Source organism: Kocuria sp. HMSC066H03 (assembly GCF_001812045.1).
Classification (GTDB): Bacteria; Actinomycetota; Actinomycetes; order Actinomycetales; family Micrococcaceae; genus Kocuria; species Kocuria rhizophila.
Genome location: NZ_KV807506.1, coordinates 1138756 through 1153856 on the forward strand (window position 1 = coordinate 1138756; position 15101 = coordinate 1153856).

The 15101-nt window shown below is 70.9% G+C and carries 14 protein-coding genes; 13 read left to right on the forward strand and 1 reads right to left on the reverse strand.

Annotated elements, in window-relative coordinates; translation table 11 throughout:
* The first annotated feature begins 82 nt into the window (after positions 1 to 82).
* From HMPREF2833_RS08525 to HMPREF2833_RS08540, 4 genes are all read left to right on the forward strand, one after another.
* The gene (locus HMPREF2833_RS08525; protein WP_070637413.1) at positions 83 to 1285 is read left to right on the forward strand and encodes a sensor histidine kinase; all 1203 of its coding nucleotides are present in this window, start codon (positions 83 to 85) and stop codon (positions 1283 to 1285) included.
* Positions 1282 to 2166 carry a response regulator transcription factor gene (locus HMPREF2833_RS08530; protein ID WP_070637415.1) on the forward strand — a complete coding sequence of 295 codons (885 nt, stop codon included), beginning with the start codon at positions 1282 to 1284 and terminating at the stop codon, positions 2164 to 2166. Before HMPREF2833_RS08525 ends, HMPREF2833_RS08530 begins: the two co-directional genes overlap by 4 nt.
* Positions 2167 to 2312: 146 nt before the next feature.
* A complete protein-coding gene (locus tag HMPREF2833_RS08535) occupies positions 2313 to 3101 on the forward strand; it encodes an ABC transporter ATP-binding protein (RefSeq protein WP_246829102.1) in 789 nt (262 codons plus the stop codon).
* A complete protein-coding gene (locus HMPREF2833_RS08540) occupies positions 3101 to 5323 on the forward strand; it encodes an ABC transporter permease (protein ID WP_070637417.1) in 2223 nt (740 codons plus the stop codon). The genes HMPREF2833_RS08535 and HMPREF2833_RS08540 overlap by 1 nt, the downstream gene beginning before the upstream one ends.
* A gap of 243 nt (positions 5324 to 5566) precedes the next feature.
* On the opposite strand, the gene HMPREF2833_RS08545 is transcribed toward HMPREF2833_RS08540, so the two are convergent.
* Positions 5567 to 6121, reverse strand: a complete 555-nt coding sequence (locus HMPREF2833_RS08545; protein ID WP_070637419.1) for a TetR/AcrR family transcriptional regulator — start codon at positions 6119 to 6121, stop codon at positions 5567 to 5569.
* 173 nt (positions 6122 to 6294) lie between these two features.
* Between HMPREF2833_RS08545 and HMPREF2833_RS08550 the strand changes: the two genes are divergently transcribed.
* From HMPREF2833_RS08550 to HMPREF2833_RS08590, 9 genes are all read left to right on the forward strand, one after another.
* Positions 6295 to 7812, forward strand: a complete 1518-nt coding sequence (locus HMPREF2833_RS08550; protein ID WP_070637629.1) for an MFS transporter — start codon at positions 6295 to 6297, stop codon at positions 7810 to 7812.
* A 219-nt stretch (positions 7813 to 8031) separates the two neighbouring features.
* Positions 8032 to 9417: a S41 family peptidase gene (locus tag HMPREF2833_RS08555; RefSeq protein ID WP_070637421.1), complete on the forward strand. Its 1386-nt coding sequence runs from the start codon at positions 8032 to 8034 to the stop codon at positions 9415 to 9417.
* A 162-nt stretch (positions 9418 to 9579) separates the two neighbouring features.
* The gene (locus HMPREF2833_RS08560; RefSeq protein WP_070637423.1) at positions 9580 to 9882 is read left to right on the forward strand and encodes an urease subunit gamma; all 303 of its coding nucleotides are present in this window, start codon (positions 9580 to 9582) and stop codon (positions 9880 to 9882) included.
* Positions 9883 to 9900: 18 nt separating this feature from the next.
* A complete protein-coding gene (locus tag HMPREF2833_RS08565; protein ID WP_070637425.1) occupies positions 9901 to 10332 on the forward strand; it encodes an urease subunit beta in 432 nt (143 codons plus the stop codon).
* A gap of 85 nt (positions 10333 to 10417) precedes the next feature.
* Positions 10418 to 12133 carry an urease subunit alpha gene (ureC, locus tag HMPREF2833_RS08570; protein WP_070637427.1) on the forward strand — a complete coding sequence of 572 codons (1716 nt, stop codon included), beginning with the start codon at positions 10418 to 10420 and terminating at the stop codon, positions 12131 to 12133.
* A 149-nt stretch (positions 12134 to 12282) separates the two neighbouring features.
* Positions 12283 to 12774: an urease accessory protein UreE gene (ureE, locus tag HMPREF2833_RS08575; RefSeq protein WP_070637429.1), complete on the forward strand. Its 492-nt coding sequence runs from the start codon at positions 12283 to 12285 to the stop codon at positions 12772 to 12774.
* Positions 12775 to 12814: 40 nt separating this feature from the next.
* Positions 12815 to 13483, forward strand: coding sequence for an urease accessory protein UreF (locus tag HMPREF2833_RS08580; RefSeq protein WP_070637631.1), 669 nt, complete (start codon positions 12815 to 12817; stop codon positions 13481 to 13483).
* Between the two features lie 118 nt (positions 13484 to 13601).
* Positions 13602 to 14213, forward strand: a complete 612-nt coding sequence (gene ureG, locus HMPREF2833_RS08585) for an urease accessory protein UreG (protein WP_070637431.1) — start codon at positions 13602 to 13604, stop codon at positions 14211 to 14213.
* Complete coding sequence (locus HMPREF2833_RS08590) at positions 14206 to 15093, forward strand: urease accessory protein UreD (RefSeq protein ID WP_070637434.1); 888 nt, start codon at positions 14206 to 14208, stop codon at positions 15091 to 15093. Before ureG ends, HMPREF2833_RS08590 begins: the two co-directional genes overlap by 8 nt.
* Positions 15094 to 15101: the final 8 nt, after the last annotated feature.

The following is a 15101-nucleotide window of genomic DNA, read 5'->3' on the forward strand; positions in this document are numbered from 1 at the left end:
CCGGCAGGGGCTGGAACCGGGGCGTTCCTCGTCCCGCGGGATGACGCGCCGGGCCGTGCGCGGCGGATAGGCTTCCCACGTCATGGCTGCTCACATCCGACTCGCCCGCTGGGTGGAGGACCACCCCCACCAGAGCAACGCCGTGCTCATGGTCCTGGGCGGCCTGGTCACGGCGTTCTTCTCCGCGGTCTCGCTGGGAGACACGCGGACGTGGTGGTGCACGCTCGTGTGCTGGATCCCGCTGTTCTTCCGGCGCGTGAACCCCGTGGCCACGGCGTACTGCGTGGGCGCCCTGAGCCTGCTGAGCCTGCTGGTGCTCAACGTGGCCCCCATCGGAGTGTGCCTGTGGGCCGTGCCCTGCGTGGTCTACACCGCGGTGAAGCTCTCACCCACCCCCACCGGGCGGCGCGTGTACGCCGCGGCGCTGCTGGGCAGCGTGGTGCTGGGGGTGCGCAGCAACCACTGGTTCCTGTTCATGTTCGACGGCTACACCACCCTGGAGTGGGTGCTCGCGGGCACCATGTTCACGGTGGTCACCGCGGCGATCGTCACGGTCGCGTTCCTGGCCGGGGATCTGGCGCGGGGGCGGCGTCGTCGTCGGGAGCAGCTGGAGGACCGCGCGCGGCGCCTGGAGGTGGAGCGCGAGCAAGAGGTGCGCCTGGCAGCCCAGGACGAGAGGGCACGGATCGCGCGGGAGATGCACGACGTGGTGGCGCACTCGCTGTCCGTGGTGATCGCGCAGGCGGACGGGGCGCGCTACGCGGCGTCGTCGGCACCCGAAGTGGCCGTGGAGACCTTGGGGACCATTGCGGAGACCGCGCGCGGCTCCCTCGCGGAGATGCGCAAGCTGCTGGGCGTGCTGCGCACCGAGGACGGGACCGGCACCGCGCCCGTGCCGCAGCTCGAGCAGATCGAGCACCTCGTGGCCTCCGTCCGCGCGGCCGGTCTGCCCGTGGAGCACGTGGTGAGTGGTGAGGCGCACCTGTCCCAGGGCGCGCAGCTGACCCTGTACCGCGTGGTCCAGGAGGCGCTCACCAACGCCCTCAAGCACGCCCCCGCGGCCACCTCGGTGCGGATCGTGGTGGAGCACGGCCTCGGCGGTTCCACGGTGGAGATCAGCAACGACGGCGCTGGGGGCGACTCCCGGGCACCCGGCGGGGGATACGGGCTGCAGGGGCTGCGCGAACGCGTGGGGCTCTACGGGGGCTCCCTGAGCGCGGGCCCGCACCCCGAGCGCCCAGAGGTGTTCGTGCTGCGCGCTACCCTGCCGGGGGAGGAGACATGATCGCAGAGACCCCGGGCGCCACGCCCATCCGCGTGCTCATCGTGGACGACCAGCCGCTCGTGCGCGGCGGTTTCCGCATGCTCGTGGACTCCCAGGCCGACCTCACCGTGGTGGGGGACGTGGACGACGGCGCGGCCGCCGTCGAGGCCGTGCGCACCGCGGCGCCGGGCGGCCCGGACGTGATCCTCATGGATGTGCGCATGCCCCGGATGGACGGCATCTCCGCGACCCGCGAGATCCTGCGGCTGCGGCCTGAGGTCAGGATCATCGTGCTCACCACGTTCGACCTGGACGAGTACGCCCTGGAGGGCATCCAGGCCGGCGCCAGCGGGTTCCTGCTCAAGGACGCCCGCCCCGAGGAGTTGCTGGACGCGATCCGCACCGTGGCCCGCGGGGACGCCGTGATCGCGCCGTCCACCACGCGGCGGCTGCTGTCCCACCTGGTCTCCGGGGGTTTCCCGCCCGAAGATCGAGCGGCTCCGGGCGGGGCGGCTCAGGCCTCCCGCGCGGGGTCCGGGGGCACGACGCCGGCGGAGGGGCCCCGGTGGCGCGGCGCGGCTCCCGCACCGGGTGCCGACCCCGGCGTTCCCCTCGGTGGTGCGCCCGGTACCCCGCAGTCTTGCGAGCGCGGCGGCCCCGGAGGTGCTTCGGCGCGGGACCCGTGGCAGGACCCCCGGCTCGGCACGCTCACGGCCCGTGAGCGCGAGGTCTTCGAGCTGATCGGCGAGGGGTGCTCCAACGGTGAGATCATGCAGCGGCTGTTCCTCTCCGAGCCCACGGTCAAGACCCACGTGTCCCACATCCTGGCGAAGCTCGGGGCGCGGGACCGGGTGCAGGCCGTGGTGATCGCGTACGAGACCGGCGTGGTGCTGCCCGGCTGAGCCCCGGTCGCCGGTCCGGTCTCATCCCCCGGTATGAGCGGGTGGCCCCGGGTGCGTCGCGCGTCACTGCCGGGGGCACGCCGGGACCGGAAAAGCTCGTACCCCCGTCCGATGTGCGCCGGCCCGGGGGCTCGGAAAATGGAAGCATGACTTCTCCGAACCCCACCCGCACCCCACACGACTCCGCGCCCTGGGCCGACGCCGCCCCGGCGCCCGCACACCCCGGCACCTCCCGGCGTCTGGCCGTGAGCGCGGCCCACGTCTCCCGCACGTACGGTGCCGGCGGCACGGCCGTGGCCGCGCTGCGCGACGTGAGCCTGGACATCCCCGAGGGCACGTTCGTGGCGGTCATGGGCCCCTCCGGCTCCGGCAAGTCCACGCTGGTGCACTGCCTGGCCGGTCTGGACACCCCGGACCGCAACCCCGAGACCCGCATCGCGGTGGGCGGCCAGGACATCGCCGGGCTCTCCGACGACCAGCTGACCCGCTTCCGCCGCGACCACGTGGGCTTCGTGTTCCAGGCGTTCAACCTGGTCCCCACCCTCACCGCCCGCCAGAACATCGAGCTGCCGCTCTCGCTCGCGGGCAAGAAGGTGGATACCGCCCGCCTGGACGCCCTGGCCACCACGCTGCAGATCACCAAGCGCCTGGACCACCGCCCGGACGAGATGTCCGGCGGGCAGCAGCAGCGCGTCGCGATCGCGCGCGCCCTGCTCTCCCAGCCGGACGTCGTGATCGCGGACGAGCCCACGGGCGCGCTCGACTCGGCCACGTCCCAGGAGGTGCTCGCCCTGCTGCGCCGCTGCGTGGACGAACTGGGCCAGACCGTCGTCGTGGTCACGCACGACGCCACCGTGGCCGAGGCCGCGGACCGCGTGGTGCGTGTGCGCGACGGTCAGATCGTGGCCGACGACGCCCGGGGAGGTGCGCGCTGATGCTGAAGGTCGTCTACTCCCGCCTGACCCGGCAGTGGAGCCGCTACGCCCTCGTGGTGCTGTGCGTGGCCGTGTGCGCCGCGTTCATGACCGCGGCCCTGGGACTCGCGAGCAGCTTGACCACGAGCCTCGCCTCGGACCTCGCGGCCCCCTACAAGAACGCGGACGCGGTGGTGCAGAGCACGGACGAGGAGAAGGCCCCGGCCGCCGCGGACGCTCAGCAGATCCGCAAGATCGAAGAGCTGCCCGAGGTCCGCAGCGCCTGGGCCTCGCACGGGGCCCCCGTCCAGGCCCAGGGCGGGAAGGAGAACTCACCCAGCGTGATGGGTGACCTGCCCGGGGACCCCTCCCTGCTGCCCGCGGAACTGACCACGGGTGAGCTGCCCACCTCGGACACCCAGGTGGCGGTCTCCGAGAAGACCGCCGAGGACCTCCACCTGGGGGTCGGGGACACCGTGGAGCTCACCGAGTGGGGCATCGAGAACGGCTCCACCACGCAGTACACCGTGAGCGGGATCGTGTCCCAGAACTCCTCCGCGAGCCTGCCGGACTGGTACGCCACGCCCGGCGGGCTGGGGCACATGGCCGCAACGGAGGTTCCCGGACTCGCCGGGGGCTCCGGCATCCTGCTGCGCACCGACGGCTCCCTGAGCCAGGAGCAGCTGGACTCCCTGACCACCGAGGTCAACAGGATTCTGGGCACGGACCAGGGTGGCCAGCCGGCCCTGACCATCAAGACCCCCGAGCAGTTGGCGGACGACGCCCTCCAGGAGATGTCCCAGGGCACGGACGTGCTCGCGATCTTCCTGGCACTGTTCGCCGGACTCTCCGTGCTGGTGGCGCTGCTGGTGGTCACCAACACCCTGTCCGTGCTCACCGCCCAGCGGGCCCGTGAGCTCGCCCTGCTGCGCTGCGTGGGCGCCACGGGTTCACAGCTGCGCCGCGCGGTGCTGCTCGAGGGGCTGTTCATCGGGGTGCTCGCATCCGCCCTGGGCGTGGCCGCCGTGGCCGGTCTCGTGGCGCTGCTCAACGCCTCGGGCCTCACCGGGTCCCTGACTCTGACCCTCGCCCCCCGGGACGTGCTGGTCGGCTTCGTCACCGGTGTCCTGCTGACCGTCGTCGCCTCCCTGGGTCCGGCCCGCCGTGCCCGTGGGGCCTCGGCGCTGGACGGCCTGCGCGGCTCACGGGCCGCGGACGGGCTGCCCGTGGTGCGCATCGTGTTCGGTGCCCTCGTGCTCGTGGCCGGTGTGGGCGCCCTGGTGTTCGGAGCATCGCAGCACAGCCCCGGGCTGGGGATCGCCGGAGGGCTCGCGGCCTTCCTGGGCGTGGTGCTGACCTCCCGTGCCTACATCCCCGGCATGGTGCGGGGGGCGGGCAGGCTGCTGCCCGGCGGGATCCCCTCCCGCCTGGCCGCGGCGAACGCCGCGCGCTACCCCACCCGCACGAGCACCACGGCCACCGCGCTGCTGATCGGTGTGCTGCTGGTCTCCACCGTGCTCACGGGCCAGCACGTGGCCCGCGTGAACCTGCTCAACGAGCTCGACCGCCAGAGCCCCGTGGACATCTCCGTCCCGGCGCAGGCGGGGCAGCTCAGCGCGGACCAGATCTCCGAGCTGGAGGGGCTGTCGAACGTCCTGGGCGTGCAGACCGGAGGGGACCTGCCCTCCGGGGCCGGTGCGACCATCGACGCCGAGCAGTACCTCAACAGCACCCAGGCCACGGACCTGCGCAGCTCCGTGGCGGACATCCTGCACGTGGACGCCAACCAGCTGGGCGGGGCCCTGCTGGAGAAGGCCAGCTACGTGAGCGTCCTGGACGTGCTGCTCACCGTGGTCCTCGGACTGCTGGCCGTGGCCGTGGTGGTGTCCGTGCTGGGCATCGCGTCCACCACGTCCCTGTCCGTGCTGGAGCGCTCCAAGGAGAACTCGCTGCTGCGGGCCCTGGGACTGTCCAAACGGCAACTGGGCGCGCTGATCCGCCGAGAGGCGCTGGTGATCTCCCTGGTGGCCACCCTCGTGGGCCTGGTGATCGGATGGGCCTTCGGTGTGCTGGGCGTGATGTCCGTGATCCCGGAGGGCATCGCCGTGCACCCCGCGGTGCCGTGGGCGGGCTTCGGCCTGATCCTGGTCGGCGCCGTGGTGGTGGCCGTCCTCGCCTCGGCCCTGCCGGTCCGGCGGGCCACGAAGCTCAGCCCGGTGGAGGGCATGGCTCGGGCGGACTGAGACTTCTTGCCGGGGGAACCCGGTGGGAACGAGGATCCCGACCAGGGGATCCGGTGAAGACGGGGCGTGGTCGCGTACGGGCGGCCAAGCCCCTTTTCCTGTCCGGGGCTGCGCGCACCGGGTCTGCGGCGGCAGCCAGCCCCTCGGGAGCGGTGGCGCACCGAGGGGCGGGCACCGGCCCGCCGGGTCAGCCGCGGCCGACGGGGAAGGCCGGCCCAGCGGCGGCGTCGTCGTGCGCGGCGCTCAGCCTGCCGGGTGCGAGCCCGTGAGCCGGTCCAGGGCGGCCAGGAGACGGTCGAGGATTGCGTGGCGCGCCGCGGCGTCGTCGGGAAGCAGGCCCATGACCGCCTGCTGGTACAGCCCGTCACCCATGGCGAGCACTGCCGTGGCGACCACCGGGTCCTGTACGTCCGCGAGGATCACGCGGTACCACTCGGCGTTCACGCGGGCGCAGGTCTGCTTGGCGCCGGGTTCGCGGGCCTGCACCAGCCGGAAGGCGACGCCCAGGCTGCGGTCCAGTGGGCTGTCCTCGTAGAGCGAGGTGGTGAGGAACTCGCGGGCCGCGCCCTCGGAGGACGCGGTGAGCCGCTCGAGGTCCTCCCGAGCCAGTTCCTCGCAGCGGACCATGGCCGCCTCCACGAGCGCCTGGCGGTGGGGGAAGTGGTAGAGCAGCCCGCCCTTGGAGACTCCGGCGTGGGCGGCCACCGCGTCCAGGGTGGCGGCGCGCTCGCCCTCCGTGAGCACCAGGTGCTCGAAGGCGGCCAGCAGCTTGTCTCGGGCTTCCGGTTTGCGTGGCATGGACGTGCGGGACCTCACGTGGTGACGGGAATCATTGCGGACCTGACGAAGTTAACTGTACCGTCTGGACGGTAAAGACTGGTGAGATGCTCCGAGAACGGAGCACGGTACAAGGGCGTACGTCTCTCGTCCCCCCGCAATCCGAGTCCGAGGAGGTTCCCGAGGTGTCCACGATGGTCGAAGAACAGCGCAAGGCAGGGCCCCGGCAGTGGGCCTCCCTGGTGGTTCTGATGCTCCCCGTGCTCCTGGTGTCCGTGAACAACACGGCCCTGAGCTTCGCCCTGCCCGCGATCTCCCAGGGGCTTCACCCCACGGCGTCCCAGCTGCTGTGGATCGTGGACGTCTACCCCCTGATCCTCGCTGCGCTGCTGATCCCCATGGGCAGCCTGGGGGACCGGATGGGTCGGCGGAAGATGCTCATGATCGGGTCCACGGGCTTCGGTCTGGTGTCCCTGTTCGCCGCGTTCGCCCCCACTGCGGAGTGGCTGCTGGCCGCCCGCGTGGGCATCGCCGTGTTCGGCTCCATGCTGCTGCCAGCCACGCTGTCCCTGCTGCGCTCCGTGTTCCGGGACGACCGCCAGCGCACCCTGGCCATCGCCATCTGGACCGCCGGGTTCAGCGCGGGCGCGGCCCTCGGGCCCATTGCCGGCGGCTTCCTGCTCAACCACTTCTGGTGGGGTTCCGTGTTCCTGCTGGCCGTTCCGGTGCTGCTCGCGTTCCTGGTGGCCGCGCCTCTGATCCTGCCCGAGTCCAAGGACCCCCACCCCGGGCCCGTGGATCCGCTGTCCATCGTGCTGGCCGTGCTCACCATGGCCCCGGTGGTCTACGGCATCAAGTCCCTCGCCACCGGTGGCTCGGTGCTCCACGGTGTGCTGTTCATCGCCGTGGGCGCGCTGTGCGGGCTGCTCTTCGCCCGCCAGCAGGTGGCCAAGGACTACCCGATGCTGGACCTGCGCTTCTTCCGCAGCCCGCGCTTCTCCGGCGGCCTGTCCGTGAACATGGTGTCCAATGTGGCGCTGTTCGGCTTCCTGTTTTTCTTCACCCAGTACCTCCAGCTGGTCAACGGCACGGACCCCATGACCTCCGGGCTGCTCATGGTCCCCGGCCTGGTGCTCTCCATCCTGGCGGGCCTGGGTGCCGAGCGGATCGCACGACTGGTGGGCATCCGCACCGCCGTGGTGCTGGGTCTGCTGCTCGTGGCCGCCGGGTTCTTCGTGGTGGCGTTCACGGATCAGATGGCGTCCTCCGCGCCCATCCTGGTGGCGTTCACCGTGATGAGCGCGGGCACGGGCCTGGCCACCACGCTGTCCACGGACCTCGTGGTCTCCTCCGTGCCCGAGGCCAAGGCCGGCGCGGCGTCGGCCGTGTCCGAGACGGGCTACGAGGTGGGCGCCGTGCTCGGCACCGCCGTGCTGGGCGGGCTGACCACCGCGTTCTACCAGGCGCACCTGGAGCTGCCCGCCGCTGTGAGCGCGGACAGCGCCCAGATCGCGCACGAGACCCTCGGCGGGGCGCTGGACGTCGCGGCGGAGTCTCCCGCGGGCTCCGTGATCGCCGACGCCGCCGTGGCCGCCTTCTCCTCCGGGATGCAGTGGACCGCGCTGATCGGCGGCGTGCTGGTGGCCGTGGTGGCACTGGTCCTGGCCCGCGTGCTCCGCGCGGACCGTCGGGTGCGCCGCGTGCAGGGCTGACGCGCCCGGCCCACGACGCCCCGTCCACCATGCCCAGGGGCCACGACGCCGCCACACCGCTCCGCGACCCGTCTCACGTCTGAGGTGCACTTCTGCCAGGATCCCGTGCCGCGGGAGCGTCAGAAGTGCACCTCAGGCGTGCGGGTGACCCCCGCAATCCGCGCGCCGTGACGTGAGGCGGAGAGACGGTGACGGCGCGAAGGAGGTCAGAATGAGTACATGACCCTGAATGGTTTGGCGGTGGACGCCCCGGTTTACCTGGACTTCGCGCACGACTGGCTGGACCCTGACACGCGTTCACTGCTCGTTCAGGAGCGTCACGAATTCGAGGCTGTCCTGGGAGCACCCGTGGTGTTCACTGAGCCGCCCATCGCCTGCACCCGGTGGGTGGCCGAACGAACGAGCCGGGGTGAAGCCCCTTCACTGGCCTGGGACCCGGACGGCGCCACCCTGCGCAGTCGTGCTAGCGATCCGGATGGACTCCTGGCGACGTTCAGCTTGCTCCAGACACTGGCCCACACGTCGGGTACATGTGTCTACGCTTCTCCCGCGCAGACCGTCGATCAGGCCGTGGAACGCATTCGGAGCGAATGCCTGAACAGCTATCCCTCCTTCGATCTGCGGGGACTGGACCGGGCCGCCTTCTGCGCCGGGGTCCTGGACGACCGTCCTGGGGACTGGGCCGATTTCCTCCCCTGGGCCACACGATGGGTGGCCCAGCTCGGGGATGCGCACACTGCGGTCATGGACCACGGTGCCACGAGGTTCCACCCGCCCTACACGGCCGAGCTCCACGATGTCGGAGCCGTACTGATCCGCGTTCCCGAAGGGTCATCCGCGTACGCGGTTGGTGTCAGGCCGGGGTGGGTCGTGCGCATCGCGGACCCCGACCACTGGCTCTCCACGGTGGGCGCCTCTCCTCAGCAGCACCGGAGGATGGCTGCCCGCTCCGCCATGGCCGTCGCGGGCGAACAGCGCACGTTCGTGGCGGAGGACCCGCGTGGCACGCGCTCGGCGAGGTGGATTGAGTCGGCGGCTCCCCCTGCTGTGGAAGACCTCGTGACGGTTCGGCGGAACCCGGCGGGTGATGTGCAGATTGTGCTGCGGGCGTTCGACCCAGTTGCGGGCATCGAATCCGTGATCGACGACGTCGCCGCGTCAGCCACGGTCACGGATCACATGATCCTCGATCTGCGCGGGAACGTCGGGGGAGACATCATGCTGGCGGGTCGTTTGCGGGATCGCTTCCTGCGCACCAGAACTCTGCTGGGCAGCGCTGCCTTCACGGATGGCCGCGGCGGGTTGTCGGGACCGCGGCCCCGCTGGGCCGAGCCCTCCGTCCGTGGGCGGTGGCCCGGCACGCTGACGGTGGTGGTGGATGCCTCCACGTACAGCGCCGCGGAGGACTTCCTGGTGGGGCTGAAAGGGCTCGACCACGTGACGGTGGTGGGTGAACGCACAGGCGGTGGAAGTGGCCGGCCACGCACGATCCCCCTGGGCCCTGACTGCAGCCTGCGCATCAGCACGGCCATCACCTACGACCGGTCCGGGCACCCGGTGGAGTTCCACGGCATCCAGCCCGACCGCCGCCCCACTCGCGTGTAGCGCACGGCACACCCCTGGAAAGTTTTTGAATGCCTGGGCACCTGCTGTCCATGACACCGCAGGTCACCCCGGTTGTGGAGGTACGCTAACCAAGTTCGCGTACCGAGGGGTAGCCGTCTCTCTCCAGCGACGGAACCAGCCGAGCCAGCGGAGGGACGAGGCATGCACCTGCAGCCCAAGGATCAGGAGAAGCTTCTGGTGGTGGTCGCCGCAGACCTCGCGCGCAGACGCCAGGCGCGGGGGCTCAAGCTGAACTACCCCGAGGCCGTCGCCATCATCACCTACGAGCTCCTGGAGGGCGCTCGCGACGGGCGCACCGTGGCGGACCTGATGAGCTGGGGGAGCACCATCCTCACCCGCGAGGACGTCATGGATGGTGTCCCGGAGATGATCCCGGACGTCCAGGTGGAAGCCACGTTCCCGGACGGCACCAAGCTCGTGACCGTCCACGACCCCATCCGCTGACCTGCGCGAGGAGCACCCATGACCCCCGGAGAGTACGTGCTGGCGGACACCCCCGTGATCTGCAGCGAGGGCCGCGAGGCCATCACCCTGGAGGTCCTCAACCGCGGGGACCGCCCCGTGCAGGTGGGCTCCCACTTCCACTTCGCGGAGGCCAACCGGGCCCTGCAGTTCGACCGCGACCGGGCCGTGGGGCACCGCCTGGACATCCCCGCGGGCACCGCGGTGCGCCTGGAGCCGGGGGACACCACCACGGTGCGGCTGATCCCCCTGGGCGGTGACCGCATCGTCCACGGCTTCCGGGACCTCATGGACGGGCCCCTGGACGCCCACGAGCCGGCCTCCCTGGACGACGACGCCGCGGCCGTCACCCCCGTACGCCACCGCTCCGCAGCGGGAGACGCCCCGAAGCCGCTGCGCCAGCGGGGCGGCTTCTCCAACGAGACCCGCTGACCTCGTCCGGTCCGCACGCGTCCGGCCCACCCGGACGGCACGACGTCGACCAGCACGCTGAACACGCAGAACGAGAAGGTCAACCATGAGCTTTGAGATGAGCAGGGACCAGTACGCGAGCCTGTACGGACCCACCGCGGGGGACGCGATCCGCCTGGCGGACACCGAGCTGTTCGCGCGCGTGGAGAAGGACCTCACCACCCCCGGGGAGGAGGCCGTGTTCGGCGGCGGCAAGGTGGTCCGTGACGGCATGGGCCAGAACGGCCAGCTCGTGCGGGACGTGGGGATCCCGGACCTGGTGATCACCAATGTGGTGGTCATCGACTGGACGGGGATCTACAAGGCGGACGTGGCGGTGCGGGACGGCCACATCCAGAGGATCGGCAAGGCGGGCAACCCGCACGTGATGGACGGTGTGGACATCGTGATCGGCGTGGCCACGGACGTGATCGCCGGGGAGGGCAAGATCCTCACGGCGGGCGGGATCGACTCGCACATCCACTTCATCAGCCCGGACCAGATCGAGACCGCACTGGTCTCCGGGGTCACCACGATGATCGGCGGCGGCACGGGGCCCAGCGAGTCCTCGAAGGCCACCACCATCACCCCCGGTGAGTGGAACATCCACAACATGCTGCGCTCCTTCGAGGAGTTCCCCATGAACTTCGGGCTGCTCGGCAAGGGCCACGGCTCGGCCATCTCCCCCATGGCGGAGCAGATCCGGGCGGGTGCGATCGGACTGAAGATCCACGAGGACTGGGGCGCCACGCCGTCGTCCATCAACACGTCCCTGCAGGTGGCGGACGAGTACGACGTCCAGGTGGCCATCCACACGGACACCCTGAACGAGGCGGGGTTCGTGGAGGACACCCGCGCGGCCATCGCAGGGCGGGTGATCCACACGTTCCACACGGAGGGCGCGGGCGGCGGCCACGCCCCGGACATCATCGAGCTGGCGCAGGACCCGAACATCCTCCCGGCGTCCACCAACCCCACGCTGCCGTACACGCGCAACACCATCGAGGAGCACCTGGACATGCTCATGGTGTGCCACCACCTCAACCCGGACATCCCGGAGGACGTGGCGTTCGCGGACTCGCGCATCCGCAAGGAGACGATTGCCGCGGAGGACGTGCTGCAGGACATGGGCATCTTCTCCATGACGTCCTCGGATTCGCAGGCCATGGGCCGTGTGGGCGAGGTGGTGCTGCGCACGTGGCAGGTGGCTGACTCCATGAAGCGCCAGCGCGGGCAGCTGCCCGAGGACGAGGGCTCGGTGGGGGACAACCACCGCATCAAGCGCTACATCTCCAAGTACACGATCAACCCGGCGATCGCCCACGGCGTCTCCCACACGGTGGGTTCCGTGGAGGAGGGCAAGTTCGCGGACCTCGTGCTGTGGGAGCCCAAGTTCTTCGGGGTCAAGCCGGACCTGATCATCAAGGGCGGGCAGATGGTCCACGGGGTCATGGGCGATCCGAACGCGTCCATCCCCACGCCGCAGCCCCGCTGGTACCGCAAGGCGTTCGGCGCGTATGGCAAGGCGGCCGCGCGCTCGTCCATCACGTTCATGTCCCAGGCCTCCATCCAGGCTGGCGTGCCGCGCTCGCTCGGCCTGGAGAAGGTGGTGCGCGAGTGCCGGGACATCCGCTCCCTCACCAAGGCGGACATGAAGTTCAACGGCGAGACGCCGCAGCTGCGCGTGGACCCGGAGACCTACGAGGTGCGGGTGGACGGCACGCCCGTCACGTGCCAACCCCGCACGGAGCTGCCGCTCGCCCAGCGCTACTTCCTGTTCTGAGGCCCCGGCGGCGCAGCGGCGTCGTCGTCCCGGCACCCCCGGAGGACGACGACGCCGCGCCGCCCCTTCGGCGGTCCGGGGCACCAGCCAAGGCGGTCGCCGGGGAAGCAGGCACGTTCGGAACCCCCGCAATCGACGGAAGGAGACCCGTGATCGTCACCGAGATCCTGGGCAACATCCACGAGGCCTCCGGCCAGGAGCTCGTGGGCGGACGGCACGTGGAGAAGGTGGTGCTGCCCAGTACGGAGCTGGTCAAGCGCATCCAGCGCCTCACCACGGACCACGGCCACGAGCTGGGGCTGCGGCGGCCCGCCAAGGCGCCGGACCTGAAGGACGGAGACGTGCTGGCCGTGGAGGGGGACGCCGAGAACGGCAACGCCGTGGTGGTCCAGGTGCTGCCCACGGACGTGCTGGTGATCGGTGCGCGCTCCATCGTGGAGATGGCGTTCGTGGCGCACAGCCTGGGCAACCGGCACCTGCAGGCACAGTTCTTCGACGAAAACTCCGAGTACGGGGCGCAGGTGATGGTGGTGCAGTACGACCACACCGTGCAGGACTTTCTGGACCACCACGGGGTGCCGTACTCCCGGCAGGAGCGCGTCATGCCCGTGCCGTTCCGTCACGCCGAGCACACGCACTGAGGCCGTGACGGATTTGAGCCTGAGCGGTGTCCTGGGGCTGATGCAGCTCACGGACTCCGCCCTGCCCACCGGGGCGTTCAGCCACTCCCTGGGCTTCGAGACGTACATGGCCGCGGAGCAGCTGGAGGACGAGGCCTCGTTCTCCGCGTGGCTCGAGATGTTCGTGGACCAGCAGCTCACGTTCACGGATGCGCTGGCCATCCGACTGGTCTACGCGGCGCAGGACTTCGAGCGGGTCGAGGACCTGGACGACCTCGTCACGGCGCAGGCCCTTCCCCGCCAGATCCGGGAGGGCGGGATGACCATGGGGCGGCGGCTGCTGAGCATCGGCGCGCGCAGCTACCCGGGGGACTGGGTGCTGCGGTACCAGCAGGGCGTGGCCGAGGAGCGCATGCACGGCCACCAGGCCACGGTGTGGGGTGTGCTCGCCCGCGGCCTGGACGTCCCCGAGGACACCGCGGTGGCCTCCCACGTGTATGCCACGGTGATCTCCCTGACCCAGAACGCGGTGCGCGGCATCCCCCTGGGCCAGAACACCGGACAGGCGGTGATCCGGGCGGCACAGGACTGGGTGGGGCGCGCCGTCGCCACCTCCCGGGAGCTGGTGTCCGCCGGGCTGGGCGAGGAGGTGCTGGGCGCGGTGGCCCCCGGCCTGGAGATCGCCCAGATGAACCACGAACGCCAGCGGGCCAGACTTTTCATGAGCTGAGGCCAACGACGACGCCGCGCGGCCAGGCCGGGCGCGTCGGGCCGGTTCGCCCGCGGGCCGGCGGAACGCACGAGACCTCACGAGAACAAGAACCACCACGAGCAGCAGGAGGGACAGCATGGACCCCGTCATCATCGGTGTGGGAGGCCCCGTGGGAGCGGGCAAGACGCAGCTCGTGGAGCGCATCACGCGTGCCATGAGCCAGGAGATCTCCATGGCCGCGATCACCAACGACATCTACACGATCGAGGACGCCAAGATCCTGGCGCGCAACTCGGTGCTGCCGGAGGAGCGGATCATCGGCCTGGAGACCGGAGGCTGCCCCCACACCGCCATCCGCGAGGACACCTCCATGAACGAGGCCGCGATCGAGCAGCTGAAGAAGCGGTTCCCGGATTTGCAGGTGATCTTCGTGGAGTCCGGCGGGGACAACCTCTCCGCCACGTTCAGCCCCGAGCTGGTGGACTTCTCCATCTACGTGATCGACGTGGCCCAGGGGGAGAAGATCCCGCGCAAGGCAGGGCAGGGGATGATCAAGTCGGACCTGTTCATCATCAACAAGACGGACCTGGCCCCGTACGTGGGAGCGGACCTGACCGTGATGGAGGAGGACTCCAGGGTCTTCCGTAAGGACAAGCCGTTTGCGTTCACCAACCTCAAGACGGACGAGGGCCTGGAGCGGGTGCAGGAGTGGATCCGCACCGACGTCCTGATGCTGGACCTTGCCTGAGGACTGGGCCGGTCAGCTGCGCCTGGAGATCGGGCAGCGGGACGGGCGCTCGTACGCCGCCCGCCAGTTCCACGAGGGGGCGCTGCGGGTGCTGCGCCCGCACTACCTGGACCGCTCCGGGCAGGTCACCTACACGGTGGTCAACCCGGGTGGCGCGTACCTCGGGGCGGACGCCTACCGGCTGGACGTCGACGTGGCGGCCGGTGCCTCCCTGGCGCTCACCACGCAGTCCGCGACCAAGGTCTACCGCACGCCCCAGGACCCGGCCACTCAGGAGATGTCGGTGCGGCTCGGCCCCGGCAGCGTGCTCGAGTACGTGCCGGACCAGCTGATCGTCTACCGGGGCGGGTCCTACATCCAGCGCACCCTCGTGGAGATGGACCCCACGGCGTCCCTCGTGCTCGCGGAGGTCGTGACGCCGGGGTGGTCCCCGTCCGGGGAGTCCTTCGCGTACGACGACCTGCGGATGCGGACCGAGGTGCGGGTGACGCCGCCCGCGGGGGCGGGTGCGCCGTCATCCCCCGCGCCGGTGCGGACCCGGCGGCTTGTGGTGGACCAGCTGCGGATCCGCCCGTCCGAGCACACGGACGTGGCCGGCACCGGGTTCATGGAGGGCCACAGCCACACCGGGCAGCTGCTGCTCGCGGACGCACGTCTGGACGCGGAGCTGTACGAGCGTCTCTGTGAGCTCGTGGACGCGTCCGGCACCCACTCCGGGATCACCCGCGCCGGCGCGGGGGAGCCGTACGGCGTGCGGTGCGTGTGCCTCCGCTCGCTCGCCGAGTCCACGGAAGCCATCGCGGCGCTGCACCGGGCCGTGGTGGACGAACTCCGGGAGCGCTGGCGAGGACAGGCCCCCCTGGGGCTGCGCAAGTACTGACCACACCC

Excerpts from the sequence above, each read along its gene's own strand:
- ureG (WP_070637431.1), top strand. The coding sequence starts at position 13,602 with ATGGACCCCGTCATCATCGGTGTGGGAGGCCCCGTGGGAGCGGGCAAG.
- ureC (WP_070637427.1), top strand. The coding sequence starts at position 10,418 with ATGAGCTTTGAGATGAGCAGGGACCAGTACGCGAGCCTGTACGGACCC.
- HMPREF2833_RS08550 (WP_070637629.1), top strand. The coding sequence starts at position 6,295 with ATGGTCGAAGAACAGCGCAAGGCAGGGCCCCGGCAGTGGGCCTCCCTG.
- HMPREF2833_RS08530 (WP_070637415.1), top strand. The coding sequence starts at position 1,282 with ATGATCGCAGAGACCCCGGGCGCCACGCCCATCCGCGTGCTCATCGTG.
- HMPREF2833_RS08580 (WP_070637631.1), top strand. The coding sequence starts at position 12,815 with ATGCAGCTCACGGACTCCGCCCTGCCCACCGGGGCGTTCAGCCACTCC.
- HMPREF2833_RS08525 (WP_070637413.1), top strand. The coding sequence starts at position 83 with ATGGCTGCTCACATCCGACTCGCCCGCTGGGTGGAGGACCACCCCCAC.
- HMPREF2833_RS08565 (WP_070637425.1), top strand. The coding sequence starts at position 9,901 with ATGACCCCCGGAGAGTACGTGCTGGCGGACACCCCCGTGATCTGCAGC.
- HMPREF2833_RS08560 (WP_070637423.1), top strand. The coding sequence starts at position 9,580 with ATGCACCTGCAGCCCAAGGATCAGGAGAAGCTTCTGGTGGTGGTCGCC.
- HMPREF2833_RS08555 (WP_070637421.1), top strand. The coding sequence starts at position 8,032 with ATGACCCTGAATGGTTTGGCGGTGGACGCCCCGGTTTACCTGGACTTC.
- HMPREF2833_RS08535 (WP_246829102.1), top strand. The coding sequence starts at position 2,313 with ATGACTTCTCCGAACCCCACCCGCACCCCACACGACTCCGCGCCCTGG.
- HMPREF2833_RS08540 (WP_070637417.1), top strand. The coding sequence starts at position 3,101 with ATGCTGAAGGTCGTCTACTCCCGCCTGACCCGGCAGTGGAGCCGCTAC.
- HMPREF2833_RS08545 (WP_070637419.1), bottom strand. The coding sequence starts at position 6,121 with ATGCCACGCAAACCGGAAGCCCGAGACAAGCTGCTGGCCGCCTTCGAG.